Origin of the sequence: uncultured Maribacter sp. (assembly GCF_947496775.1) — a bacterium.
GTDB lineage: Bacteria > Bacteroidota > Bacteroidia > Flavobacteriales > Flavobacteriaceae > Maribacter_B.
Genome location: NZ_CANMDU010000002.1, coordinates 1 through 24,793, shown reverse-complemented (window position 1 = coordinate 24,793; position 24,793 = coordinate 1). Strand labels below are relative to the sequence as shown.

23 protein-coding genes are annotated in these 24,793 nt (G+C 33.6%); 18 read left to right on the top strand and 5 right to left on the bottom strand.

The window, feature by feature from the left end; all coding sequences use genetic code 11:
• Positions 1-76 precede the first annotated feature (76 nt).
• Positions 77-2,284, top strand: a complete 2,208-nt coding sequence (locus Q0856_RS04625; RefSeq protein WP_298503110.1) for a bifunctional alpha,alpha-trehalose-phosphate synthase (UDP-forming)/trehalose-phosphatase — start codon at positions 77-79, stop codon at positions 2,282-2,284.
• 76 nt (positions 2,285-2,360) lie between these two features.
• Positions 2,361-3,524, top strand: coding sequence for an MFS transporter (locus Q0856_RS04620; protein ID WP_298503108.1), 1,164 nt, complete (start codon positions 2,361-2,363; stop codon positions 3,522-3,524).
• Between the two features lie 331 nt (positions 3,525-3,855).
• Here the strand turns inward: Q0856_RS04620 and Q0856_RS04615 are convergent, their stop codons facing one another.
• From Q0856_RS04615 to Q0856_RS04595, 5 genes are all read right to left on the bottom strand, one after another.
• Complete coding sequence (locus Q0856_RS04615) at positions 3,856-4,275, bottom strand: hypothetical protein (protein ID WP_298476900.1); 420 nt, start codon at positions 4,273-4,275, stop codon at positions 3,856-3,858.
• A gap of 181 nt (positions 4,276-4,456) precedes the next feature.
• Complete coding sequence (locus Q0856_RS04610) at positions 4,457-5,449, bottom strand: SPFH domain-containing protein (protein ID WP_298503106.1); 993 nt, start codon at positions 5,447-5,449, stop codon at positions 4,457-4,459.
• A gap of 88 nt (positions 5,450-5,537) precedes the next feature.
• Positions 5,538-6,101, bottom strand: a complete 564-nt coding sequence (locus Q0856_RS04605; protein WP_298503104.1) for a hypothetical protein — start codon at positions 6,099-6,101, stop codon at positions 5,538-5,540.
• Positions 6,102-6,110: 9 nt separating this feature from the next.
• Entirely contained in the window at positions 6,111-6,890 is a 780-nt protein-coding gene (locus tag Q0856_RS04600; RefSeq protein ID WP_298476908.1) for a hypothetical protein, read from the bottom strand.
• Position 6,891: 1 nt separating this feature from the next.
• Positions 6,892-7,101, bottom strand: coding sequence for a hypothetical protein (locus Q0856_RS04595; RefSeq protein WP_298503102.1), 210 nt, complete (start codon positions 7,099-7,101; stop codon positions 6,892-6,894).
• A 537-nt stretch (positions 7,102-7,638) separates the two neighbouring features.
• Here Q0856_RS04595 and Q0856_RS04590 point away from each other — a divergent pair.
• The 16 genes from Q0856_RS04590 to Q0856_RS04515 all read left to right on the top strand — a co-directional run bounded on the left by Q0856_RS04590 (position 7,639) and on the right by Q0856_RS04515 (position 24,584).
• Positions 7,639-8,970 carry a M28 family metallopeptidase gene (locus Q0856_RS04590; RefSeq protein WP_298503100.1) on the top strand — a complete coding sequence of 444 codons (1,332 nt, stop codon included), beginning with the start codon at positions 7,639-7,641 and terminating at the stop codon, positions 8,968-8,970.
• A 14-nt stretch (positions 8,971-8,984) separates the two neighbouring features.
• On the top strand, positions 8,985-10,628 hold the full coding sequence (locus Q0856_RS04585; protein ID WP_298503099.1) for a M1 family metallopeptidase: 1,644 nt from the start codon (positions 8,985-8,987) through the stop codon (positions 10,626-10,628).
• A gap of 17 nt (positions 10,629-10,645) precedes the next feature.
• Positions 10,646-11,455, top strand: a complete 810-nt coding sequence (gene modA / locus Q0856_RS04580) for a molybdate ABC transporter substrate-binding protein (RefSeq protein ID WP_366139594.1) — start codon at positions 10,646-10,648, stop codon at positions 11,453-11,455.
• Complete coding sequence (locus Q0856_RS04575; protein ID WP_298503097.1) at positions 11,448-11,852, top strand: TOBE domain-containing protein; 405 nt, start codon at positions 11,448-11,450, stop codon at positions 11,850-11,852. The genes modA and Q0856_RS04575 overlap by 8 nt, the downstream gene beginning before the upstream one ends.
• Positions 11,849-12,520, top strand: a complete 672-nt coding sequence (gene modB, locus Q0856_RS04570; RefSeq protein ID WP_298503095.1) for a molybdate ABC transporter permease subunit — start codon at positions 11,849-11,851, stop codon at positions 12,518-12,520. The genes Q0856_RS04575 and modB overlap by 4 nt, the downstream gene beginning before the upstream one ends.
• Positions 12,517-13,392 carry an ATP-binding cassette domain-containing protein gene (locus tag Q0856_RS04565; protein WP_298503093.1) on the top strand — a complete coding sequence of 292 codons (876 nt, stop codon included), beginning with the start codon at positions 12,517-12,519 and terminating at the stop codon, positions 13,390-13,392. The genes modB and Q0856_RS04565 overlap by 4 nt, the downstream gene beginning before the upstream one ends.
• A gap of 233 nt (positions 13,393-13,625) precedes the next feature.
• Positions 13,626-14,036, top strand: coding sequence for a methylmalonyl-CoA epimerase (mce, locus tag Q0856_RS04560; protein ID WP_298503091.1), 411 nt, complete (start codon positions 13,626-13,628; stop codon positions 14,034-14,036).
• Positions 14,037-14,074: 38 nt separating this feature from the next.
• Positions 14,075-15,634 (top strand): acyl-CoA carboxylase subunit beta, encoded by a 1,560-nt coding sequence (locus tag Q0856_RS04555; protein WP_298476928.1) that lies wholly within the window; start codon positions 14,075-14,077, stop codon positions 15,632-15,634.
• Positions 15,634-15,996, top strand: coding sequence for an OadG family protein (locus tag Q0856_RS04550; protein WP_298503089.1), 363 nt, complete (start codon positions 15,634-15,636; stop codon positions 15,994-15,996). Before Q0856_RS04555 ends, Q0856_RS04550 begins: the two co-directional genes overlap by 1 nt.
• Positions 15,997-16,058: 62 nt before the next feature.
• Positions 16,059-16,478: a biotin/lipoyl-containing protein gene (locus tag Q0856_RS04545; protein ID WP_298476932.1), complete on the top strand. Its 420-nt coding sequence runs from the start codon at positions 16,059-16,061 to the stop codon at positions 16,476-16,478.
• Between the two features lie 61 nt (positions 16,479-16,539).
• The gene (locus tag Q0856_RS04540) at positions 16,540-17,862 is read left to right on the top strand and encodes a sodium ion-translocating decarboxylase subunit beta (protein WP_298503086.1); all 1,323 of its coding nucleotides are present in this window, start codon (positions 16,540-16,542) and stop codon (positions 17,860-17,862) included.
• Between the two features lie 42 nt (positions 17,863-17,904).
• On the top strand, positions 17,905-19,194 hold the full coding sequence (locus Q0856_RS04535; protein WP_298476937.1) for an acetyl-CoA hydrolase/transferase C-terminal domain-containing protein: 1,290 nt from the start codon (positions 17,905-17,907) through the stop codon (positions 19,192-19,194).
• Positions 19,195-19,222: 28 nt separating this feature from the next.
• Positions 19,223-21,046 carry a methylmalonyl-CoA mutase family protein gene (locus Q0856_RS04530; protein WP_298503084.1) on the top strand — a complete coding sequence of 608 codons (1,824 nt, stop codon included), beginning with the start codon at positions 19,223-19,225 and terminating at the stop codon, positions 21,044-21,046.
• A complete protein-coding gene (scpA, locus tag Q0856_RS04525) occupies positions 21,043-23,175 on the top strand; it encodes a methylmalonyl-CoA mutase (protein WP_298476944.1) in 2,133 nt (710 codons plus the stop codon). The genes Q0856_RS04530 and scpA overlap by 4 nt, the downstream gene beginning before the upstream one ends.
• 181 nt (positions 23,176-23,356) lie before the next feature.
• Complete coding sequence (locus Q0856_RS04520) at positions 23,357-23,956, top strand: hypothetical protein (RefSeq protein ID WP_298503081.1); 600 nt, start codon at positions 23,357-23,359, stop codon at positions 23,954-23,956.
• Positions 23,957-24,098: 142 nt separating this feature from the next.
• The gene (locus Q0856_RS04515) at positions 24,099-24,584 is read left to right on the top strand and encodes a hypothetical protein (RefSeq protein WP_298503078.1); all 486 of its coding nucleotides are present in this window, start codon (positions 24,099-24,101) and stop codon (positions 24,582-24,584) included.
• The last annotated feature ends 209 nt before the right edge of the window (positions 24,585-24,793 follow it).

Sequence of the window (24,793 nt, the reverse complement as noted above, 5' to 3'; positions counted from 1 at the left end):
TTGATTGTACTAGAAACTCTAGTATAATATCGTTATTGTAGGAAAAATATTATATTTTCCCATTAAAATTTGTTTCATGAGTAAAACTATAATAATTTCTAATAGACTACCAGTACAATTACAAATTTCTGAAGGTGGTATTGTCGCTACACCAAGTGTCGGGGGTCTTGCTACTGGAATGAAATCTATACATAACAGCGGAAAAAGCCTATGGATAGGGTGGTCTGGATTAACTGATGAAGAAACTCCAGAGGAACTAAATGGTGCTATTGATGAAGCATTGGAAAAACATAATTGCTCCAAAATAAACCTTTCTCAGCAAGAAATGGAAGGATATTATTTTGGTTTTAGTAACAGAACTATCTGGCCACTATTTCATTATTTTATGGAATATACGGAATTTGAACTTAGTTTCTGGGAGTCCTACAAATCTGTTAATCAGAAATTTGCTGATGCAATTATTGCAAATTCTAACGATGACGATATTATTTGGGTACATGATTATCAATTAATGTTAGTTCCCCAAATGGTAAAAGAAAAAAGACCTAATGCGGCTATTGGTTTCTTTTTGCATATTCCTTTTCCTTCTTATGAAATATTTAGAACGCTACCATGGCGTGAAGAACTCTTAACAGGACTTTTAGGTGCAGACTTAATAGGTTTCCATACCTACGATTACGAACGTCATTTTTTAAGTTCAGTAAGAAGGCTTTTAGGACTAGAAGTTAGTTTTAATGATATTAATGCGGGGAATAGAGTTATTAAAGTAGACTCTTTTCCTATGGGTATAGATTATAAAAAGTTCCATAACGCAGCTATTGACCATAACGCATTGGCTCCCGAAAATCGTTCTATATTACAAAAACGTTTGGACGACCATAAAATTTCTTCCCCAGACACCAAATTAATTTTGTCTATTGACCGACTAGATTACAGTAAAGGAATTGCAAAAAGAATTTCTGCTTTTGAATATTTTTTAAACAAATATCCGGAATACAAAGAAAAGGTACGTTTAGTAATTTTAGCCGTACCGTCGAGGTCTAATGTTCCTCAATACCAGTTACTAAAAAAAGAAATTGATGAGTTAGTTGGTCGTTTAAATGGTGAATTATCTACCGTTAATTGGACCCCCATTTGGTATTTTTATCGTTCTATGCCATTTAAGAATTTAATCGATTTATACTGTTCTAGCGATATTGCCTGGTTAACCCCTTTACGAGACGGTATGAATTTAGTTGCCAAAGAGTACATTGCTACAAGAACCGATAAAACTGGAGTTCTAATTTTAAGTGAAATGGCTGGTTCTGCTTATGAAATGAACGAAGCCCTACTAATTAACCCTAATAATTTTGAACACCAAGCCGAGACCCTTAAAAAGGCTATTACCATGCCAAAAAAAGAACAAATGGCTAGGAATATGTTTTTACAAAAAAGACTAGAACGTTATAACGTAGAAGTATGGGCACAAGAATTTATGACCGCTCTTAATAATCAAATAAAAAACAATGAAGCCTTTGTTTCTAGGAAGATTGATAACAAGATTCTAAAGAATATAATTCAAGATTATAGTAAGGCTAAAAATCGTCTTATCTTCTTAGATTATGATGGTACCCTCGCTGATTTTCATGTAGATCCGCAAAAAGCATCGCCAGATGACGCACTTTACGAGGTCTTAGATAAAATACATAACCAAGAAAACACCACCCTATTTTTAATAAGCGGAAGAGATAAACAAACTTTTACCAAATGGTTCTTGCATAAAAAATATAATATGATTGTAGAACACGGGGTTTGGATTTCTAGAAATGGAGATGAATTTTCTATGCTAGAGAAAGTAAAATCGGATTGGATGCATAAAATAAAACCGGTTCTAGAATCCTTTGTAGATCGTACTCCTGGATCATTTATCGAAGAAAAAAATTACTCTTTAGCCTGGCATTATCGAAACACCGACCCTGATTTTGGCGAAAAACGTGCAACCGAATTAAATACTGTACTTACTAGTTTAACCAGTAATGATAGCCTTAGCGTGCTAAACGGCAACAAGGTTATGGAAGTAAAAAGTAGTAATGTTAATAAAGGAAGAGCTGCAGTAAGAGTACTAAGCGAATCTGATTTTGACTTTATTTTTGCCATGGGAGATGACTGGACAGATGAATATATGTTTGAAGAACTGCCGAAAAGCACCATTTCTGTGAAAGTAGGAAGGCAAAAAACCCAAGCAAAATATTTTGTTGCTAACACTAAAAAAGTAAGAGAGTTAATTCAAAAATTTGCCGAGTAACTAGTGTTTTTTTTAAGTAAGTACTTATTAATGTACACGACTACAACCTAGTTAACCATTTTTTTAATCACTTCTATTGCGTAGAAAACCATACATTTTACCTATTATCATAATAGCGCAATTCGCTTGTACTTCTTTATGGTTTGCAGGTAATGCTATTATAGAAACTTTAATAGTAAAAACAGGGCTTGGAATAGAAATAATGGGCTACGTCCTGTCTTCTGTTCAGTTTGGTTTTATTATTGGTACTCTAGTATTTTCTGTTTTTATGGTTGCCGATCGGTTTTCTCCTTCTAGGGTGTTTATGATTTCTGCCTTACTAGCATCCATCTGTAATTTTACAATATTATCAGAAACTATTTCTCCTCTTCATTTACTTTTAGCCAGATTTGGCACTGGCTTTTTCTTAGCTGGTATTTACCCTGTTGGTATGAAAATAGCATCTGATTACTATAAAAAAGGATTAGGAAAAGCTTTAGGATATTTAGTTGGCGCTTTAGTTTTAGGAACTTCTTTCCCTTATTTAATAGATAGTATTACAAACACAGAGGAGTACTCTATTATAATAAAAACCACCTCTTTAATGGCAATAATTGGAGGGCTTCTAATCGGTTTTCTTGTTCCAAATGGTCCCTTTTGCAAACCCATGAATACATTAAAAATTAAAGAAGCAAAAGATGTATTTCAACTAAAAGATTTTAAAAAAGCCGCAATAGGGTATTTTGGACACATGTGGGAACTTTATGCCTTTTGGGCTTTTACCCCTCTTGCTATTAAAACCTACAACCAAATAAACCTTTACTCCTTCCCTATTTCTTTAACAACCGGAATAGTAATTGCTTTTGGAGGGGTTTCCTGTATTATAGGCGGACTACTATCTAAAAGGCTAGGCAGCTATAGAGTTGCTTTAACAGCCTTGTTAGTTTCTGGTATTTTCTGCTTAATTTCTCCTTTGTTATTTCAACTTCCAGCTTTCGTTTTTATTATTTTATGGTGTATTTGGGGCATGGCGGTAACTGCAGATTCTCCGCAATTTTCTAATTTAGTAGCTAAAGCTGTCCCAAAAAAAATAAAAGCAACTGGTTTAACAATATCAACTTGTATTGGTTTTACAATTAGTATTTTAAGTATTGAGTTGCTATCCCTACTTTCTACTAAAATTTCTTCTCCATTTTTATTTCCTTTCTTAGTTATTGGCCCCATCTTAGGGGTATATTTCTTATACCAAAAAAGAAGTTAATTTTTGTTTTGCTTTCCGTTATATACCACCAATAGTATTGGTCTATTCGCTATTATTTCTACCACTTTATTATTCTATTTTTTGTGTCAAAAAAACTTTTATCCAATTAAATAAATAGCACTAATGCCTCTATAAACCAAGTAAAACGGTTAACTATAAACTCTGGAGTAGTACTTAATATCATCTAGAAAAATAGCCGCACAAAGGATGGCTATGCATAAAGGAAACTTTTGAACTCCTAGCCTAAGCTGTTATTTGTGAGCTCGTATCTTCATTAAACCATCAAAAGCTTCAAAACCAAAAGAGAATAGTTTATTTTTTCATAGGTTTATTATATTCCAAATCCACCAATATGTATTTTTATATATTCATTAAATTCTTTTCTTGTTTTTTTGGCAGGTAAACTAGCTGCCAAACATAATTTTCTAAGTTCTCGGCGAATCTTCAGTTGTCCCCTTAATAAAATACCGATAACAACAAAACAAGGAATTAATAATAATACTAGCAAGCCTATTATAATGAATTGATAATCAAAATTACTATCGTATGCTCCAGAGAAAATGAAAAAATTATGAAGTATAGCTATACCTGCAAAGAAAAGAAGTATACGCTGCACTACCCTTGTTTTTTTACAATAAACTATATATTGGTTAAATAAGTTATTAAGCTTATTACCAGGTATTTTTCTTAATAAAGGAAAAACATCTTTTGTATATCCTTTAAAAAGAAGTTCTTGATTCTTTAGACTCATTAAAATTAATCGGTTAAAATTTACTTATTCTGTCGTATTCCGTATTTTAAGTATTTTATATGCTCTCTTTCCTTACTTTTGAGATTCTTAACTTTAAAGAAACACCTCCTACCTTTTTAGAAGGTGCTATCTCAAAATTAGATTTATAATCTTATATTAAAAAATGGTATACACCAGCCTATTACATTTTACTAAGTAACTCTTGTTTTTTAACCTTAAACTCTTCTTCCGAGATTAGCTCATCTTCAAAAAGTTCTTTCAGTTCTTTTAATTTAGCTCTAACGTCTGTTTTGGATGGTTGGTTTTCCTGTGGTGTCATTTGCATATTACCCATAGTATTCCCCATATTCATGCCAGCAAACATTCCCATACTTGCCCCAGCCATTCCCTCATTTTTAGCCATATCTCGCATAGCTTTTAGTTTTTGAAGTTCAGCATAATCCACCCCAGCTATATTTGCTGATTTTACTTCTGCCTGAATGTCACTAATTTCCCCAATACGCTTTTCTGTCTCTGAGTCAAAAGACGTTCCTTCTATCCTAAAATCGAGTAATTTAAACCCTAACTCTTCAAAAATAGGTTTTGTTTTATTCTTTGTTTCTTCTGCAATTAATTCTATATTACTATCTATTTCTGCATATGAAAATTTAGCATTGGCTAAATAATTAGAAATAGGTTGTGTTATTCTAGAGAGAAAGACTTCTTGTAATTGGTCTACGAAATAATCTAATTTACCAATAAGAAAATTAACAAAGAAGGATTTAGCATCTGTAATTCTTATAGAATAATTACCATACCCCCTTAATTGTACGGGGAAACTATAAACAGGATCATTATATTTAATAGGCATACGAGTTCCCCAACGAACATTTAGCATATCTGCTTTTCTATAAAACCAAATTCCTGTTTTATGCTCACTCTCAAAAAAGTTCATAAACTTTTTAATAGTGGTTAAAAAAGGCTTGTTACCTGTTTTTAAATCATAAATTCCCTCTTCATCAAAAACACCTTCTACTTTTCCTTCATAGGTAAAGATACATCCTTGCCCTGGTTGCAAAATTAATTTAGAAGCATTCTTTAATTCATCTCCTTGATCTATAAACTTATAAAATAACTGATATTCTTTAGGGTTCTCCCATTGAATAACCGACCGCATTTGTTTTTTTAATTTCATATATACCTATTTTTAAGTGCAACTTTCTCCTAAAATTCTATATTTTATTAGCTTAAAAAAAATGTTGTATTTCTAAAATTATAATAGTTTAAAAATCTATATCTTCTCCCAAATCTACAGCGTCATTTTTATAATGTTCTGCCCAATAATCTTCCCATTTTTTCATAATACCAGAAATTTCTCTAAACCTTTGCTCATACTCTGGGTGATCAGTATTTAAATATTCTTGAGAATAACTAGAATAATGCATATTCAGTTGCCCCCAATGTTGCAAGTTTAAACCATACTGTTCAATGATTGCAACAGGGTCTATTCCGTGTTGTGATGCTGCGGATTGATGATTTATTATTTTCTGGTACGCATCAAAATCAGGAACTTTAACTAAAAGACTATCTAGAGCAGGAACATCCGATGCTACATTCGCAAATTTACCAACTTTAGGGTTGGTGAAGTATTCACTATAGGTAGTTGCCAAGCTCATGTCTTGGGCCATTAAATCGCCTAATTTACCACCCCATTCTTCGTTAGTTTTTTGCCATACAGGTAATTCAATTCCTAGTATTTTACATATCTCTTCAACATCCATACCTTGTGCTATGTTTCCACAAGCTGCTCCCCAATCTTCAAATGTTACTCCATTAATTGCATCCATTTTATTTAATTATTTAGTTTGTATTTCTTTATATTTTTCAAATTCTGTTTTCTTTCGCTCTAAATCTGCCTCTAACCTATCAGCAACATCTGAATTTAACTTTATTCTTTCGTTAAAATATTTTTCCCAATAAGAATAATAAGCAATTTCGTAAGCATCCCAATAGGCATCATTACGTTCCGATTTTCGGAGTTCCTGAAGCTCATCAAGCTTTATACACATATTGTTATACTCTGGCTGACAGATACTAGCTGCAATATTATCTACAATACCCCAACCAATTTTTATAAACTTAGTTTCTGGCTCTATTGTATTTACGGCATTGCAAAAACCGCAGGTAATATATTGCGCTCTAAAAATGTCTTTCTGTACTTCTATTTGTGCATTACACTGTGAGCATTTAGATTTTTTATTAGCTATTTGTATAGCATGGTTATAGAATTTTTGGGAAATTTCTCCTTCTAATTGCCTCTGGAAATTATCTAAAGCATAGATAAGTTTATGATTTAAATTGTACCCTTTATTATTTTCATCATAATGAAAATCTCCTATCGCTTCCATTTCTGGTTGTACTTTACTATCCCAAACCGTATCTATCTTCTTAATTAAATCATAAACTTGAGCTTTCATTCCGCTCCAAGAACGCATTACTGTTTCATATTCATAATCCGTTTCTACTAACTGCTCATGACAAGCTTCTGCGGCATGCAAGAGAGACTCATTAAATCGTTCTTCAATTTTATGTAAAAAAGAATCCCACCGCTGAATTAATTCTTCTTGAGTAGCCATATTATATATCTGCTTTAAAAGTTTTTACATTTTCCATGAATGGTAATCTACAATAATCGCACTTTGTTAAGTTAGAATTGTTAGGTCTAGGTGCACCACAGGAATTACATTGAACAGTACTAACTTTAGTACTAGTAGAATTTCCTCTATCATGTATTGCACTTTTAGAGTTTTCCGCGTTATTTGTTATTTTTTTAAAAGGATTTCCCATTTCTTTTTGTTATACAAAAGACTATAAATTAATCTTTAAAAAACACCCTGTATTCAGGGTAATTGATAATACTATTGAATAATATTTAAAAAACAACATAAGTAGTTTTGTTATAGTTTTTGACCTATGTAAAGAATTATCTAAACGCAATCTATATAAGAAAATTATGCAAATAGTACCAATCTACTGAATGAAACCTCTTTTTAATCGATAATCGAGATATAAATGCTCCGACGCTTGCGTCGAAATCAATGCTAATTTCCCTTCTAATGCCTCGTGGGCTTGCCCCGAGGTTGTTTACTGTTATATAATAAAAATGCAAACTTTAAATTACTTTTGGCGATTTTAAGAAAGGGGCTATACCTGCGCAGGTTTAAAAGATTATGAAAAAATCTTGTTATGTAGTAATAATGAATATAGCCAAGAAAATTAAATTAATTAACCATAGATATATTTTAAACAAAAGGAGTTAACATTTTTTTAAGAGATAAAATTAAAGTAAAACGTACTTTAGAAAAGTCTAATTAAAAAAACCATATGAGAGTATTAATTTTACTAGGATTTCTGCTCCTATCCAACATTTGTCTAGGCCAAAAAGAAGCAGATATGTATTCTATTATCCATGCCGTTTCTTCGGAAAGAATTAAAAAAGATGTAACTACGTTGGCCAATTTTGGTACAAGGCATACTTTAAGTGATACGGTCTCTAAGACCAGAGGTATAGGTGCTGCTAGACGATGGATTAAAAAAGAGTTTCAAAAAACCTCTAAGAATTGTAATAATTGTTTAGAAGTAACCTATCAAAAAAACTTGATTAAAAAAGGAGAAAACGATAGAATTACAAAAGATGTAGTGGTAGTGAATGTTTTGGCCCTTCAAAAAGGAACAAAATATCCCAATCGCTATATAATCATGAGCGGCGATATAGATTCTAGAGTAAGTGACCCTAACAATTATACTAGTAATTCTCCTGGCGCAAATGACAATGCCACTGGCATGGCAGGTACTCTAGAGGCAGCAAGAGTACTATCGCAATTTAGCTTTGAAAATAGTATACTATATGTAGGCTTATCCGGAGAGGAACAAGGCCTTTTTGGAGGTAAAGGGCTTGCCAATTTTGCCAAAGAAAAAGGCTGGGAAATTATTGGCATTTTAAATAATGATATGATTGGAAACATTACCGGAGTAGATGGTGTTATTAGTAATCGCGATTTTAGAATATTTTCCGAACCTGTTCCCCCAACAGAAACGGAAAAAGAAAGAAAATTACGTAGATTTTATGGTGGCGAAGTAGACGGTATTTCTAGACAATTAGCTCGCTTTGTTTATAAAACTACAAAAAAATATATGCCAGAAATGAATCCTATGCTGGTTTACAGACTAGACCGTTTTGGTCGTGGCGGTCATCATAAACCATTTAATGATGCTGGTTTTGCAGGAATCCGAATTATGGAAGCGCATGAAAACTACACACAACAACACCAAGACATTAGAACCGAAAATGGCATTGCTTATGGAGACGTAGTAGAACATGTAAATTTTGAATACAATAAAAAACTTACAGCTGTAAATGCAATTAGTTTAGCATCTATCGCATGGGCCCCTCCTGCTCCAAAAAAGGTAGAAATTGGAGGTATTGTAGAACCTGCTGCTAAATTTAAATGGAGTAAAGTTGATGGTGCCGTGGGATATAAAATTTATTGGAGAAATACCACCTCCCCTACTTGGGATTATAGTAAATCCGTAGGTAATGTACTAGAACATACACTAGACGGTATTGTTGTGGACAATTATTTCTTTGGTATAGCCGCTATTGGTGCTAACGGTCAAGAAAGTATAGTTACCTTTCCAAACGCTATTTTTAGATAATATTATTTCGTAAAATGAAAATACTAACTTATTTAACTCTCCTACTAGCTTTTGTTTCTGTACAATCGCAAGAGCTCCTTTCTCCTAAGAACTCTTTCACAGAGCAAGACACTTTAAGAGGGAGTATAACACCGGAAAGAGCTTGGTGGGATTTAAATTATTACCATCTTAGCGTAGATGTAAAACCAGAAGAAAAATTTATTAGCGGAAATAATTTAATTCGGTATAAGGTTTTAGAAGAAAAACAAACTCTTCAAATAGACCTACAGCCTCCTTTAAAAATAAGTAAAGTAACCCAAGAAGGAAAAGAATTAAAAGTAATATCTAATGAAAATGCACATTTTATAACCCTTCAAAAAAAACAACGAAAAGGAGATTTTAATGAAATTTTAATTACCTATTCGGGACACCCGAAAGAAGCAGTAAGAGCTCCTTGGGATGGCGGTTTTTCCTGGAAAAAAGATACTAATGGAAAACATTTTATTGCTACTAGTTGTCAAGGATTAGGAGCTAGCGTTTGGTGGCCAAACAAAGACCATATGTACGACGAAGTGGATAGTATGGCCATTAGTGTTACCATCCCTAAAGGGCTAATGGACGTATCTAACGGAAGACTTAGAAAAATAGAAAAAAATAAAACTACAAATACCTATCATTGGTTTGTAAGTAACCCTATTAATAACTACGGAGTAAATCTTAATATTGGAGATTATGTTAACTTCCATGAAGTATACCATGGAGAGAAAGGAAAATTAGATATGGATTATTATGTTTTACGAGATAATCTAGAAAAAGCTAAAGTTCATTTTACCGATGCTCCGAAAATGATGAGAGCTTTTGAATATTGGTTTGGCCCCTACCCTTTTTATGAAGACAGCTTTAAGCTAATAGAAGTTCCCTACCTCGGGATGGAACATCAAAGTTCCGTAACTTATGGTAATAAATACAAGAAGGGATATTTAGGAACCGATTTATCTGCAAGCGGATGGGGATTAAAATTCGATTTTATTATTATTCACGAAGCAGGTCATGAGTGGTTTGCTAACAATATAACTAACAAAGACATTGCCGATATGTGGATTCATGAAGGGTTCACTTGTTACTCAGAAAACCTTTTTCTAGATTATTACTATGGCACCAAAGCTTCCTCTGAATATGTCATAGGACTACGTAGAAACATAGCTAACGACAAACCCATTATAGGGCCATACCATGTAAATAAAGAAGGCTCTAAAGACATGTATTACAAAGGAGCCAATATGCTTCATACCTTACGGCAAATAGTAAATGATGATAGCTTATGGAGAACCATATTAAGAGGTTTAAATAAAGATTTTTATCATTCGATAGTAACTACCCAAGAAATAGAAGATTATTTATGCAGACATACTAAGAAGGACCTAACTTCTTTTTTTGACCAGTATTTAAGAACAGCAAAAATCCCAAAATTACAGTACACAATAAATGGCAACACTTTAAAATATAGATATACCAATGTTGTTTCTGGTTTTAACATGCCATTGCGTATTTTTATAGCCGATAAGGCTATTTGGATTTATCCTACGGAAAATTGGAACTCTAAATCTTTTAAAGAAGATATAGCTTCTTTTAAAACTGATTCCAATTTTTATATTAACAGTACTAAAACAACCGATTAATTCTCCTGAGTAAATTAATAAAATATAGAAACCGTACTATTACCGTTTTAGCAAATAGGATAAGAATTCTTTCTTACTTATTTATTACGGTAGTTTTTTCTATACTTGTTTTCTCTTGCAACCAAAAGAACAAAGAAAACCCTATTATAATTGCAACTGCGGCAAATATGCAAGAAGTAATGGAGTTTCTAATAACAGATTTCACAAAAAAGACAAATATAAAATGCCAATTGGTAGTGAGTTCATCCGGAAAACTTACAGCACAGATAAAAGCGGGTGCCCCTTACCATATTTTAGCCTCTGCAAACATGAAATATCCGGAAGAAATTTATGACTCTGGCCTTGCAATTGGCATTCCAAAAATATATGCGAATGGCAAACTAGTACTATGGACTGCTAACACCAACATAACTCCCTCTATAGCCCTATTAAAAAAGGACAATATAAAACACATTGCTATAGCCAATTCTAAAACAGCACCCTACGGAGCCGCTACAAAAGATGTTTTAGAACATTATAACTTAAATGAAATTCTAAAACATAAGTTTGTGATAGGAGAAAGTATCTCGCAAACCAACCAATTTGTTCATTCGCAAGCTGCAGAAATAGGTTTTACAGCAATGTCTACTATTCTATCCGAAAAACTAGAAAACAAAGGAAAATGGGCCGCTATAGATTCTACTACTTATTCTCCTATTAAACAAGGAATAGTAGTTATAAAACAAGATTTAGAAAGTAATAGAAAAGCGAAAGAATTTTATGCTTATATTTCTTCTAAAGAAGCGCAGCTACTATTAACTAAATTTGGTTATTCCACGCATGAATAGTTTTAAAGGAAATATTAGTAAAGTAACTACGGAAGGGCATTTCTCGGTAATTACAATAGATATTAATACAGAAATATTTCTTAAATCTATTATTTTAGAAACCCCAAAAACAGACCCTTTTTTACATAAAAATAATGCAATATCAGTGCTTTTTAAAGAAACAGAAGTTATTATTTCATTAGACAAAAACAGCAGGGATAGTATTCTGAACAGAATTCCTGGGAACATAAAACATATAGAAAAAGGAGTACTTTTAACCAAAGTAAAGGTTAGTACCTCTGCAGGGATAATTACAGCTATACTAAGTACGTATGCTGTAAATGATTTAGAGTTAACAGTAGAAAAAAAGGTCACTTGCCTCATTAAATGGAACGAAATAATGCTTTCTAAAATATGAATTGGGAACCACTATTATTAACCTTTAAACTGGCTTTTATAACAACACTCTTGTTATTGCTAATTTCCATACCATTATGCTATTGGCTTGCTTATACTAAATCTAGGGTAAAGCCTATTGTAGAAACACTGGTAAGTATGCCATTGGTATTACCGCCTACGGTCCTTGGCTTTTATTTTCTTGTCGTTTTTAGTCCAAATAATGCCCTTGGAAATTGGTTAGATACAGTCATTGGTATTAAATTACTTTTTTCTTTTCCAGGACTTGTTATAGCCTCTATTCTTTATAGTTTACCATTTATGGTACACCCTATTCAATCTGGGCTTGCTGGTATTCCGCACTCTTTAAAAGAAGCAGCTTATGTTATGGGAAAATCCAAACTAGCGACACTATTACATATACTTCTTCCCAATATTAAACCTTCTTTATTAACTGGTATAGTTCTTTCTTTTGCGCACACTATTGGAGAATTTGGCGTTGTATTAATGATTGGCGGAAACATTCCTGGAGAAACAAAAGTGGCTTCTATAGCCATTTACGACGAAGTAGAAGCCTTAAATTATAGCGCTGCCAATTTCTATTCTTTAGTACTCTTTGCTATTACCTTTTGCATCCTTCTAATGGTGTATTTAATTAATGGTGGCTATCTAAAAAAATCTGTGAAATGATTGTTCTACATATTCAAAAAAAATTACAATCTGCAGATGGCACGATGCTTCTTGATCTTAATTTAAAAATTAAAAAAGGACAATTAGTTACTCTCTATGGTGCATCTGGAGCAGGTAAAACATCTACCTTAAGAATGTTTTCTGGATTACTTCCTCCCGAAAAAGGAAATATTACTGTAAACAAGGTTACCTGGTTTAATTCAGATAAAAAAATCAATTTAAAACCTCAACTTAGAAAAATTGGTTATGTTTTTCAAGATTATGCACTTTTTCCCCATATGAGTGTTAAGCAAAATTTAGAATTTGCACTTCAAAAAAATCAACCAAAAGATATAATTCAAGAACTCCTTACCATAATGGAGTTAGATAAACTACAAAATAGAAAACCAGATACACTTTCGGGAGGACAAAAGCAAAGAGTTGCATTAGCCAGAGCTTTGGTACAAAAGCCCGAAATATTACTGCTAGACGAACCTCTCTCTGCCCTAGATACGGAAATACGTATAAAACTGCAAAACTATATTTTAAGGGTGCATAAAAAGTACCATTTAACTACCATTTTAATAAGTCATGATATTGGTGAAATCTATAAATTATCTGATTGGGTTTTTGTGTTTCAGAATGGCATTATAGCGCAAGAAGGAAAACCTTCTGAAGTTTTTACTGATAAAAAACTTAGCGGCAAATTTAAGTTTAAAGGAGAAGTTCTTGCTATAGAAAAGGACGATGTGGTATATATTGTTAGCGTGTTAATTTTTAACGAGATTGTAAAAGTAATAGCTCAAGAATCCGAGATTAAAAACCTAAGTCCAGGAGATACCGTTTTAGTGGCTTCCAAAGCTTTTAACCCCATTATTTTAAAAGTAGAATAAGCGTTTTTAAGTATAAAAATGCGTCATAATAATGCCCTAATAGCATTCTAAAAATTATCCAAGAAATTGTCTAAAATCTTGGTACACCCCATATTTATTACATTTTCTATTTACTATATCGATATCGTATTTTTTTTATTTACATGACTTCTGTCATATAACCCAGAACGGCTTACTTCTAATTTTGTAGTGTATAATATACCTAACAAGAAAACACACAAAATAGTACAATTATGAACATATCTCATATTGAACACCTAGGAATAGCAGTAGACAATTTAGAAGAGTCTATTGCATATTATGAAAAAGTATTAGGCCTTACTTGTTATTCTATTGAAGAGGTTGTTGATCAAAAAGTAAAAACAGCCTTTTTCATGGTAGGGTCTACAAAAATTGAACTTTTAGAAAGCACTTCTCCAGACGGACCTATTGGCAAATTCATAGCAAAAAAAGGGCAAGGAATTCATCATATAGCATTTGCTGTAGAAAATGCTACAAAAGCATTACAAGTAGCAGAAGAAAGAGGTGTTCAATTAATAGATAAAGTCTCTAGAAAAGGAGCCGAAGGATTAGATATAGGTTTTCTACACCCAAAATCTACCTTAGGAGTTCTTACCGAATTATGCTCAAAATCCAAACAATAACGCCTCTTTTAATAAGCAAGTAACCCATATATACTACGATGGCAAATCAAGATAAAATTAACGAACTCATTGAAAAAAGAGCTAAAGCAAAACTCGGCGGCGGTGAAAAAAGAATAGATTCTCAGCACTCTAAAGGAAAGTTAACCGCACGTGAGCGTATTAGTATTCTTTTAGATGAAGATAGTTTTGAAGAGTTTGATATGTTCGTAACTCACAGAACCAAATCTTTTGGATTAGATAAGCAAGTTTTTCTTTCCGATGGAGTGGTTACGGGGCATGGTACCATAGATGGTAGAATAGTTTATGTATTCTCTCAAGATTTCACAGTATTCGGAGGGTCATTATCAGAAACATACGCCTTAAAAATTTGTAAAATAATGGATATGGCCATGAAAGTTGGTGCCCCCGTTATTGGTCTTAATGACAGTGGAGGCGCTCGTATACAAGAAGGAGTTCGTTCTTTAGCAGGGTATGCCGAAATTTTTCAACGTAATATAATGGCTTCTGGGGTTATTCCACAAATATCTTCCATTTTAGGTCCTTGTGCTGGTGGTGCTGTTTATTCGCCAGCTTTGACCGATTTTACAATCATGACAGACCAAACAAGTTATATGTTCGTAACCGGACCAAAAGTGGTTAAATCGGTTACAGGAGAGGTTGTTACCACAGAACAACTTGGTGGTGCAAATATTCACTCTACAAAATCTGGTGTATCTCACTTTTTAGCAGAGAATGACGAAGAAAACCTTCTTCTGGTAAGAAAATTAATGAGTTACTTACCAAGTAATAACTTAGAAGAGCCACCAAGCATTACGTGTTCTGACCCTATTGATAGGTTGGATGATGTTTTGAATGAAATTATACCAGAAAACCCGAACCAACCTTATGATATTGTTGATGTTATTTCTGTTATTACAGATAATGGAGAATTCACTGAAGTACATAGAAATTATGCGCGTAATATTACTGTAGGTTTTGCTCGTTTTAATGGTCATCCTGTGGGAATTGTAGCGAACCAACCTAAATATTTCGCTGGTGTTCTAGATTGTGAAGCCTCTAGAAAAGCTGCTCGTTTTGTTCGTTTTTGCGATGCCTTTAATATTCCTCTAGTAACACTTGTAGATGTACCAGGGTTTTTACCCGGTACTGGTCAAGAATACGCAGGGATAATTCTACACGGAGCAAAACTCTTATTTGCTTATGGAGAGGCTACAGTTCCTAAAGTAACAATTACACTTCGTAAGTCTTATGGCGGGGCTCATGATGTAATGAGTTGTAAGCAACTTCGTGGAGATTTAAACTACGCATGGCCAACCGCAGAAATAGCAGTTATGGGTGCTAAAGGAGCTGTGGAAGTGCTAGAAGGTTCTGCTATTAGAAAAATAGAAGATGCCGATGAAAAACAAGAGTATATTGAGAAAAAAGAAGGAGAGTATAACACCAAATTCGCTAATCCATATGTAGCTGCTAAATACGGATTTATTGATGATGTTATTGAGCCAAGAAACACAAGATTCAGAATTGTTAGAGCTCTAGAACTACTTAGCAATAAGAAAGAAATTAACCCACCCAAAAAACACTCTAATATTCCACTATAATGGCAAACATATTACTATTTACAGACCAAATGAGCCAAGGCTATACTATACTAATTACTGGATTAGTAATTGTATTCTGTGCCCTTTTAACACTCTCTCTGTTTTTTCAGCACGGGTTGCCCGTTATGCTATATCTATATAAGATTATAACTAAAGGAAGAGAGAAAAAGATAAAAGATATTAAAGTAGAAGCAGATAAAGAGTTTACCGGTGAAATAGCCGCAGCCATATCTCTAGCACTACATATGTATTTAAATGAACAGCATGATAATGAGAATGCAGTCTTAACCATTAAACAAGCAAGAAAGTTATACTCTCCATGGAGTTCTAAAATATATGGTATTCAAAATAGAATAAAGTAAAATACCTCGCAACATTTGAATCTCGATTTTCGAGTAAACCGAGTAGCAAAAAAAAACAACTAATGAAAAACTTTGACTTTAAAATAAACCAAAACAGTTACAAGGTTAAAATTGTATCTCAAGAAAACAACAAAATTGCATTAGAAGTAAATGGAACTTCCTATACAGTAGAAATGGCCAAAGAGGTAAAAACTAAAAAAACCCCTACTCTCGTGCGTGCAGCTTCTAAAAGACCCGCAGAGCCAATTAAAGTAAACCCTACTTCTTCTAAAACTAAAATTGTAGCCCCTATTCCTGGAACAATACTTAGCCTAAATATTAAAGTAGGAGATGTTATTAAAGTGGGCGACTCTCTTCTAATTTTAGAAGCTATGAAAATGGAAAACAATATTGTCGCAGAAAAAGCTGGTACGGTAACTACTTTAAATATAGCCGTTGGGCAACAGGTATTACAAAATGAGATACTGATAGAACTAGAATAAAAAATAGAGTCCTTTTTCAATAATACATGAAGATAAAAAATGACTCTTAAAGCGTAAACAAATGAAAAAATTAATAATTCTTTTTAGTGTTCTTTCTGTTCTATTATTTGTAAGACCATTACTTTTCAGTACTACTATAAGTCCAGATTTTAATAACACTTCTGTTACAGTTACCAATACGCCGAAAGCAGACGAAGAGGCTTTTTACTCCGATGCTTTTAAAGGCATAAACCAATTTTACCATTACACAGGTTTTGCTAATGCCAAATGGGGAAATATAATTATGATTCTTATAGGAATTATCTTTATTTATCTTGGAATAAAATACGATTACGAGCCCCTATTGCTAATTCCAATAGGTGCAGGTGTTATTTTAGGTAACATTCCATTTGTTCCTGGAAATCAAACAGGTATATATGAGGCTGGTTCTGTATTTAACTATTTGTATTTTGGTGTGGTAAAAGGCATATATCCACCTTTAATATTTTTGGGTATTGGTGCCATGACCGATTTTTCTTCTCTTATCGCAAACCCTAAATTAATGCTATTAGGGGCTGCTGCTCAGATAGGTGTATTTGCTACTTTTTTAGGGGCTTTATATTTAGGGTTTAACCTACCAGAAGCAGGGGCTATTGGTATTATTGGCGGTGCAGATGGCCCTACAGCAATTTTTCTTTCTTCTAAACTTGCCAATGGCGTTAATCTCCTTCCCGATGGAACCACAGTTAAGAATCTTATTGGTCCTATTGCTATTGCAGCTTATTCCTATATGGCATTAGTTCCTGTAATTCAACCTCCATTAATGCGTTTATTAGTCAATAAAGAAGATCGTAAAATTAAAATGAAACCACCAAGAGCGGTTTCTCAGAAAGAGAAAATGATTTTCCCCGTTGTAGCGTTACTACTAACTACCTTTATATCACCAAGTGCTTTACCCCTATTAGGTATGTTATTCTTTGGTAACTTACTAAAAGAATCTGGTAGAACGGAACGTTTAGCAGATACTGCCCGGACCAAATTAATTGATATAGTTACCATATTATTGGGAGTAACTGTAGGGGCATCTACCCAAGCGGATATATTTATAACTAAAGATTCTATGCTAATCTTTGGACTAGGAGCTATATCCTTTGTTATAGCAACAATGGGAGGTTTATTATTCGCCAAGTTTATGAATCTTTTTCTAAAAGGAAATAACAAAATAAACCCATTAATAGGTGCAGCAGGGGTATCTGCAGTACCAGATAGTGCTAGAGTTGTTCATGCGGAGGCCTTAAAATCGGATCCATCTAACTATTTACTAATGCACGCCATGGCACCAAACGTATCGGGAGTTATTGGCTCTGCAATAGCAGCGGGTATCATTTTAAGTTTCTTAGGATAAAAACAACGTTCATTTTTTTTATAACAACAAAAATTTACTACCATGAAAATACCAAATGTAATGTCAGCTGATGAGGCTGTAAAATTTATAAAATCCGGGAATAGAGTGTTGATCCAAGGAGGTTCTGCTACACCACAGACTCTAATTAGAGCAATGGTAAAACGCGGCCCTCAATTAAAAGGGGTAGAAATTGTTCATTTACACACTGAGGGAGAATGCGGTTATACAGACCCTTCTTTAAAAGATAGCTTTAGAACCAGTGCTTTTTTTATTGGTGGCAATGTCAGAAAAATGGTTGGTAACACCGTAGATTATATTCCTATTTTTTTAAGTGATATTCCAAGTCTTTTCCGTCAAGGGTATATGGACTTAGATGTTGTTTTGGTAAACGTAGCGCCCCCAGACAAACATGGTTTCTGTTCTTTAGGCATTTCTGTAGATATAGTTATTTCTGCTATAGAAAGAGGGAAAAAAGTAATTGCGCAAATAAATCCAAAAATGCCAAGAACTTTTGGAGACGCCATAGTACATTTAAACAAGTTTGATGCTTGTGTTCTTGTAGACGAAGAAATTCATGAAATGAAATTCGTTGCACCTTCAGCCGAAGAAGAAGCAATTGGTAAAAACATAGCTGGTATTATAGAAGATGGTTCTACATTACAAATGGGAATTGGTGGAATTCCTAATGCCGTATTAACATATTTGCATAACCATAAAGATTTAGGAATACATACCGAAATGTTCTCTGAAGGAATTGTAGATTTAGTTGAAAAAGGAATAGTAAATGGTGCCAAAAAGAAAGTAAATCCTTATAAAATTATTTCAGGTTTTGCAATGGGGACTAGACGTTTATACGATTTTATGGATGATAATCCTGAAATTGAAATGCTAGATATTGCCTATGTAAACGATACCGCCATTATTCGCCAAAATCCAAAAGTAACGGCAATAAACTCTGCTATAGAAATAGATTTTACGGGTCAAGTATGCGCTGATTCTATAGGAACTAGAATGTTCTCTGGTGTTGGTGGGCAAATGGATTTTATGCGTGGTGCCGCCCTTTCCGAGGGAGGAAAACCAATAATCGCTGTTACCTCTACAACACATAAAGGGGTTTCTAAAATTGTACCAGCACTTAAACCAGGTGCCGGAGTTGTTACCACCCGTGCGCATGCCAGATTTGTTGCCACAGAGTATGGAGTCGCAGAATTATTTGGCAAAACTTTAAAGCAAAGAGCACTATCTTTAAGAGATATTGCACACCCCGATCATAGAGAGGAATTAGACAAAGCAATCTTCGAAAGATTTGGCAGTAGCAAAATAGTTAACTAACTTAACCATTTTTTTAAAGGATGTTATTATGAGTAATACAAATAAAAAGCTCTTTTCTGATTTTGAGCCCGTTTCCAAGGAGAAATGGATGGAGCGAGTTACCGCAGATTTAAAAGGTGCTGATTTTGATAAAAAATTAGTTTGGAAAAACTTAAACAAAATCAATATTCAGCCATTTTATAATACGGAAGACCATAAGGAATACCTAAAAAATACGGGAGAAAACTCTCCTTCTTTAGTTAATTACAGAAGCATTTATGTTTCCTCCGAAAAAAGAGGAAATGCTTTAGCTCTAGCAGCTATTAAAGAAGGGCATAATGGTATTCTTTTTATAGTAAAAGGAAATATGTCTCCTTCCCGACTTTTAAGAGATATAGATTTAAATACAATTACTATTTCCTTTACTATAAAGAAAAATGCAGCGACTTTTGTTCAGCATTTTAAAAGTTTTATTAAGAGTAGTAAAGTAGACAAAAAGAATCTTACAGGGTTTGTAGACACACAGTTAATATCTAAATACGTCACAAAAGGAGAATTTGGAAAAAAAGCTTTTACAGAAGCCGCTGAAGTATTTTCTCTAGTTGCTAAATATCCTAATTACAAAGCATTAACCATTTCTGCAAGCGAGTATTTAGATTCTGGTGCCAACCAAGTACAAGAAATTGCATATTCTTTAAATTCTTTGGTTTTCGTTATCGATAAATTATCCGAAAAAGGAATTACTCCTCAAGAAGTTTTTGAGAATCTTAATTTTAGATTTGCTATTGGTTTAGAATACTTTATCGAAATCGGAAAATTTAGGGCCTTCAATAACCTACTTCAAGAAATAGCTAAAAAATACCAAGTAACTGACTTTAAACATACTGTACTTGCCAAAACATCTATTTGGAGCAAATCTATTACAGATGCGCACACCAACTTATTAAGAGCTACTACAGAAAGTATGTCTGCCATTCTAGGTAATGTAGATGGGGTTTTAGTAGATCCTTATGATAAAGAATTTAATGAGGTATCCGACTTTTCTAGTAGAATTGCTGGCAATATAACCACTATTTTACAAGAAGAATCTTATTTCGGAAAAGTAGCAAACCCAGTAGATGGTTCTTACTATATAGAAGAAGCTACCCTTGCTATAGCAGAAAAAGCGTTACAATTGTTTCAATCCATAGAATCGGAAGGTGGTTTCTTTAGCAATTTTGAAAAAGAAAAAATACAAGAACAAATAGCAGAAATTAGAGTACATAAACTTAAGCTAATTAGCCAAAGACGGCTTCCAATGGTAGGTATAAATAAATACCCAAACCTTATGGAAAAAGTTTCCTCTGAGCTATTATCTTCTGGCAATACAGAAGGTAATTCTAAAACATTAAAACCACGTAGAGCCTCTTTAGAAATTGAAGCTATGCGTAAAAAAACAGAAGAACTGGTAGAACAAACAAAAGTTAGGCCTGTTGTAGAATTAGCAAGTTTCGGAAACTTAACAATGCGTAAGGCAAGAGCTGCATTTGCCTATGATTTTGTGGGCGTTAGCGGTTATAATGTACAACAAGAAAAAAGCTATGAAAGTGCTGAAGAAGCCGCAGAAATAAGTGCAAAGTCTAATTCTCATGTAGTAGTTCTATGCAGTTCGGACCAAGACTACGAAGAAAAAGCAGTTTCTTTTGTGCAAGCTTTTAGAATTCTAAATAAAGACAAAGTGCTACTGATTGCTGGTAACCCTACAGGTGAATTATTATCAGAATTAACTAAAGCCGGTTTAGATGGTTGCGTTAATTTACGTTCCGACGTGTTGATTACCATTGCAAGCGTTCAAAATAAAATACAGAAAACCTTAAATCCATTAGCCGTATGAGACCCGATTTTTCAGATTTAAAATTAAATACAGCACCGGAAGAAAAGGAAATCGCTTCCGGAAAAGATACTATTTGGAACACACCAGAAGGAATTCCCGTAAAGAAACATTTTGCTAAGGAAGATATTAAAAATGCCGAACATTTAAACTTTGCTGCTGGTGTACCTCCTTTTCTAAGAGGCCCATATAGCGCTATGTACGCCATGCGCCCATGGACTGTACGCCAATATGCAGGATTTTCTACCGCAGAAGAATCTAACGCATTTTACAGAAGAAACTTAGCTGCAGGGCAAAAAGGACTTTCTGTTGCTTTTGATTTAGCTACACACCGCGGTTACGATTCTGATCACCCACGCGTAACTGGTGATGTTGGTAAGGCAGGGGTAGCTATAGATTCTATTTTAGATATGCAGGTTTTATTTGACCAAATTCCGTTAGATAAAATGTCGGTATCCATGACTATGAATGGAGCTGTGCTACCTATTATGGCCTTTTATATAGCTGCAGCAAAAAAACAAGGCGTTGCTTTAGATAAACTCTCTGGTACCATCCAGAATGATATTTTAAAAGAATTTATGGTACGTAACACCTATATATACCCACCATTACCTTCTATGCGTATTATTGGAGATATTTTCGATTATACTACCAAAAACATGCCCAAATTTAACTCTATATCTATTAGTGGCTACCATATGCAAGAGGCTGGTGCCACAGCAGATATTGAATTAGCATATACCTTGGCAGACGGTATGGAATACATAAGAACCGGACTAAAATCTGGTTTAAAAATAGATGAATTTGCTCCTAGATTATCTTTCTTCTGGGCCGTAGGAATGAATCATTTTATGGAGATTGCCAAGATGCGCGCCGCTCGTATGCTTTGGGCTAAAATTATAAAACAATTTAATCCGCAAAACCCAAAATCTATGGCATTGCGTACCCATAGTCAGACTTCGGGTTGGAGTTTAAGTGAACAAGACCCTTTTAATAATGTAGCCCGTACTTGTATCGAAGCTATGGCAGCTAGTTTAGGAGGAACGCAATCCTTACATACCAATGCCTTAGATGAGGCTATTGCCTTACCCACAGATTTCTCTGCTCGTATTGCTCGTAATACGCAGATTTTTATTCAGGACGAAACGCAAATTACAAAAGCGGTAGATCCTTGGGCTGGTTCCTATTATGTAGAATACCTAACCAAAGAAATAGCAGATAAAGCTTGGAAACTTATTGAAGAAGTAGAAGAACTTGGTGGTATGGCTAAAGCCATAGAAACTGGTGTTCCTAAAATGCGTATTGAAGAAGCTTCGGCGCGTAAGCAAGCCCGTTTAGATTCTGGTCAAGATATTTTGGTAGGTGTAAATAAATTTAAAACAAATGAACCTTCGAATATAGAAATATTAGAAGTAGATAATACCGCCGTAAGAGATTCTCAGATTGCGCGGATAAATAAAATGAAAAAAGATAGAGACCAAGCAACAGTAGATGCAAATATTGCCGCTTTATCTAAATGTGCAGAAACTGGAGAAGGCAATTTATTAGAATTAGCTGTGGAAGCTGCCGAAAACTTTGCTACATTAGGGGAAATATCCGATGCTTTAGAAGTACATTTTGGAAGACATAAAGCAGATACTAAATTAATAAGCGGCGTGTATAGTAAAGAAGTAGATAACGATAGTACATTTGTAAAAGCTCAGAAACTGGCAGATCAATTTGCCGAAATAGAAGGTCGTAGACCTCGTGTAATGATTGCCAAAATGGGACAAGATGGGCACGATAGAGGAGCAAAAGTTATAGCCTCTAGTTTTGCCGATTTAGGTTTTGATGTAGATATGGGACCCTTATTCCAAACTCCAGAAGAAGTAGCAAAACAAGCCATAGAAAATGATGTTCATTTTGTTGGAGCATCTAGCTTAGCTGCTGGTCATAAAACTTTAATTCCGCAATTAATAAAAGAATTAGAAAAATTAGGAAGACCAGATATTATGGTCTTTGCCGGAGGGGTAATTCCTGCCCAAGATTATGACTATTTATTAGAACGCAAAGTAGTGGCAATTTTTGGCCCTGGCACTGTAATTTCTGAAGCTGCAATAACCATTATGGAAAAATATTTAGAGTTAGAATAAGCGCTAACCTATTTATGTAAGCCCCTAAAAACTATCGTTTTAGGGGCTTCTTTTTTTAAGATTCCTTTTACTCTCTTAAAATATTTGAAGGAATTTACTTCTTTTAAATAAATTAACTAGATTCGCCATATAAAAGATATATAGATCACTAGTGATTTATATTGAATTGTTACCTGTAATTATGACCAAAAATTTACTTAATCTATTACTTCTGACTATTTTATTAGTCTCAACATCTTGTAAAAAAGAGCTAAAGTCAATGATGGAATTGGAAGTGGATTATAAAGTTGTCGAATTAGAATACGGATTTGACAACTACATGAAAAACTTATTCAATAAATCCGAGCAAATTGTTATTAAACAAAGAAATTTGGTAGTAATAAAAGTTGAAAAAAATGGCTTTACAGAAATTGAGGGTCAGATTATCCATGACAGTCTGATAATTAATGAATTGAAAAAATTCATTATCCCAAGTCCACAAAATGAAACAATGCCCATTACAATTGAAAAAGAGTTTAAACATTCTGGAAAAGTGGACGTAAATAAAAATATCATTGTTTTAGGGATTTATGATAAAGAACTGAACTATGAAAAATATAGGGAGATAAGAAATAAAATTTACATTGCATTTAATCAAGTAAGAAATGAATTTGCATTAGCAAAATTTAACCAATCAACTCAGGAAATTATTGACTCAGACAAAGAATCGGATAATGAAAAGTGGATGGAAATAAATAAAATTTTTCCAATTAGATATACCGAAACCGTAAAAGAAAAATAACTACAGGTAACAATGGCTAAAATTCATTGCTTGCGGATTTCCTAAACGGAAATCACGCGCAAAAAGCTATCTTTAGGTTCGGCTGGATTGTCCTTCGGACGAATCACAGCAACGAACCTTAGCCCAACCGTTACTTGCAATTATGAAAATAATAACCTGCATATTCACCTTTTTTATTACTGTTTCCATTTTTGGACAAGAAATAAATTATTCTAAAGAAGTAATCTCTTTAAATAATTCAAATAAATATTTGCTGCTTATTCGTAATGAAAATCAAGTAATAATTTATAACGGGGTTTTTGATTTGTCTCAATCTTTACCTATAGGCACACATTATTATTTTGGTAACAATGGACAAATTGAACGACTAATGGAATATTCTTTTAGTAACGAATCTTTTGAAGGCGTTCCAATAGTCGTTCAAAAGAGTAGTTTTTTTAATGAGAATCAAGAGCTTGAAAAAGTAATAACAGCAGAAAGATGCACAGAATGTGAATTTTCACCTATTGGAATATGGGAATTTTATAAAAATGGAAAGATTATTGAAAAGTTAGACACCAAGAAAGTGTTAAATATAAAACACGAAGAGTATGAAATTTATTGGTCTCTATTAGAAAACTGTAAGTAACGATGTATATAAAAAATAGGCGAAGCAGTAATAAATTCAAGAATTTTGGCTCATATCAAACGTTGTGCTTAACCGAATGTTCAGTGCTTCGTAGCCGACTACTTTTCATATACTTAACGTAAGCACTAATTATGACCCGTCCTGAAATATGTATACACTAAAACAAATGTATATGTATAAAAATGATGGATATGTGAAACGTTATAGCG

Excerpts from the sequence above, each read along its gene's own strand:
- Q0856_RS04540 (WP_298503086.1), top strand. The coding sequence starts at position 16,540 with ATGAAAAAATTAATAATTCTTTTTAGTGTTCTTTCTGTTCTATTATTT.
- Q0856_RS04595 (WP_298503102.1), bottom strand. The coding sequence starts at position 7,101 with ATGGGAAATCCTTTTAAAAAAATAACAAATAACGCGGAAAACTCTAAA.
- Q0856_RS04590 (WP_298503100.1), top strand. The coding sequence starts at position 7,639 with ATGAGAGTATTAATTTTACTAGGATTTCTGCTCCTATCCAACATTTGT.
- Q0856_RS04555 (WP_298476928.1), top strand. The coding sequence starts at position 14,075 with ATGGCAAATCAAGATAAAATTAACGAACTCATTGAAAAAAGAGCTAAA.
- Q0856_RS04520 (WP_298503081.1), top strand. The coding sequence starts at position 23,357 with ATGACCAAAAATTTACTTAATCTATTACTTCTGACTATTTTATTAGTC.
- Q0856_RS04575 (WP_298503097.1), top strand. The coding sequence starts at position 11,448 with ATGAATAGTTTTAAAGGAAATATTAGTAAAGTAACTACGGAAGGGCAT.
- Q0856_RS04610 (WP_298503106.1), bottom strand. The coding sequence starts at position 5,449 with ATGAAATTAAAAAAACAAATGCGGTCGGTTATTCAATGGGAGAACCCT.
- Q0856_RS04550 (WP_298503089.1), top strand. The coding sequence starts at position 15,634 with ATGGCAAACATATTACTATTTACAGACCAAATGAGCCAAGGCTATACT.
- Q0856_RS04625 (WP_298503110.1), top strand. The coding sequence starts at position 77 with ATGAGTAAAACTATAATAATTTCTAATAGACTACCAGTACAATTACAA.
- mce (WP_298503091.1), top strand. The coding sequence starts at position 13,626 with ATGAACATATCTCATATTGAACACCTAGGAATAGCAGTAGACAATTTA.
- modB (WP_298503095.1), top strand. The coding sequence starts at position 11,849 with ATGAATTGGGAACCACTATTATTAACCTTTAAACTGGCTTTTATAACA.
- Q0856_RS04615 (WP_298476900.1), bottom strand. The coding sequence starts at position 4,275 with ATGAGTCTAAAGAATCAAGAACTTCTTTTTAAAGGATATACAAAAGAT.
- Q0856_RS04585 (WP_298503099.1), top strand. The coding sequence starts at position 8,985 with ATGAAAATACTAACTTATTTAACTCTCCTACTAGCTTTTGTTTCTGTA.
- Q0856_RS04605 (WP_298503104.1), bottom strand. The coding sequence starts at position 6,101 with ATGGATGCAATTAATGGAGTAACATTTGAAGATTGGGGAGCAGCTTGT.
- Q0856_RS04545 (WP_298476932.1), top strand. The coding sequence starts at position 16,059 with ATGAAAAACTTTGACTTTAAAATAAACCAAAACAGTTACAAGGTTAAA.
- Q0856_RS04515 (WP_298503078.1), top strand. The coding sequence starts at position 24,099 with ATGAAAATAATAACCTGCATATTCACCTTTTTTATTACTGTTTCCATT.
- Q0856_RS04565 (WP_298503093.1), top strand. The coding sequence starts at position 12,517 with ATGATTGTTCTACATATTCAAAAAAAATTACAATCTGCAGATGGCACG.
- Q0856_RS04600 (WP_298476908.1), bottom strand. The coding sequence starts at position 6,890 with ATGGCTACTCAAGAAGAATTAATTCAGCGGTGGGATTCTTTTTTACAT.
- scpA (WP_298476944.1), top strand. The coding sequence starts at position 21,043 with ATGAGACCCGATTTTTCAGATTTAAAATTAAATACAGCACCGGAAGAA.
- Q0856_RS04535 (WP_298476937.1), top strand. The coding sequence starts at position 17,905 with ATGAAAATACCAAATGTAATGTCAGCTGATGAGGCTGTAAAATTTATA.
- Q0856_RS04530 (WP_298503084.1), top strand. The coding sequence starts at position 19,223 with ATGAGTAATACAAATAAAAAGCTCTTTTCTGATTTTGAGCCCGTTTCC.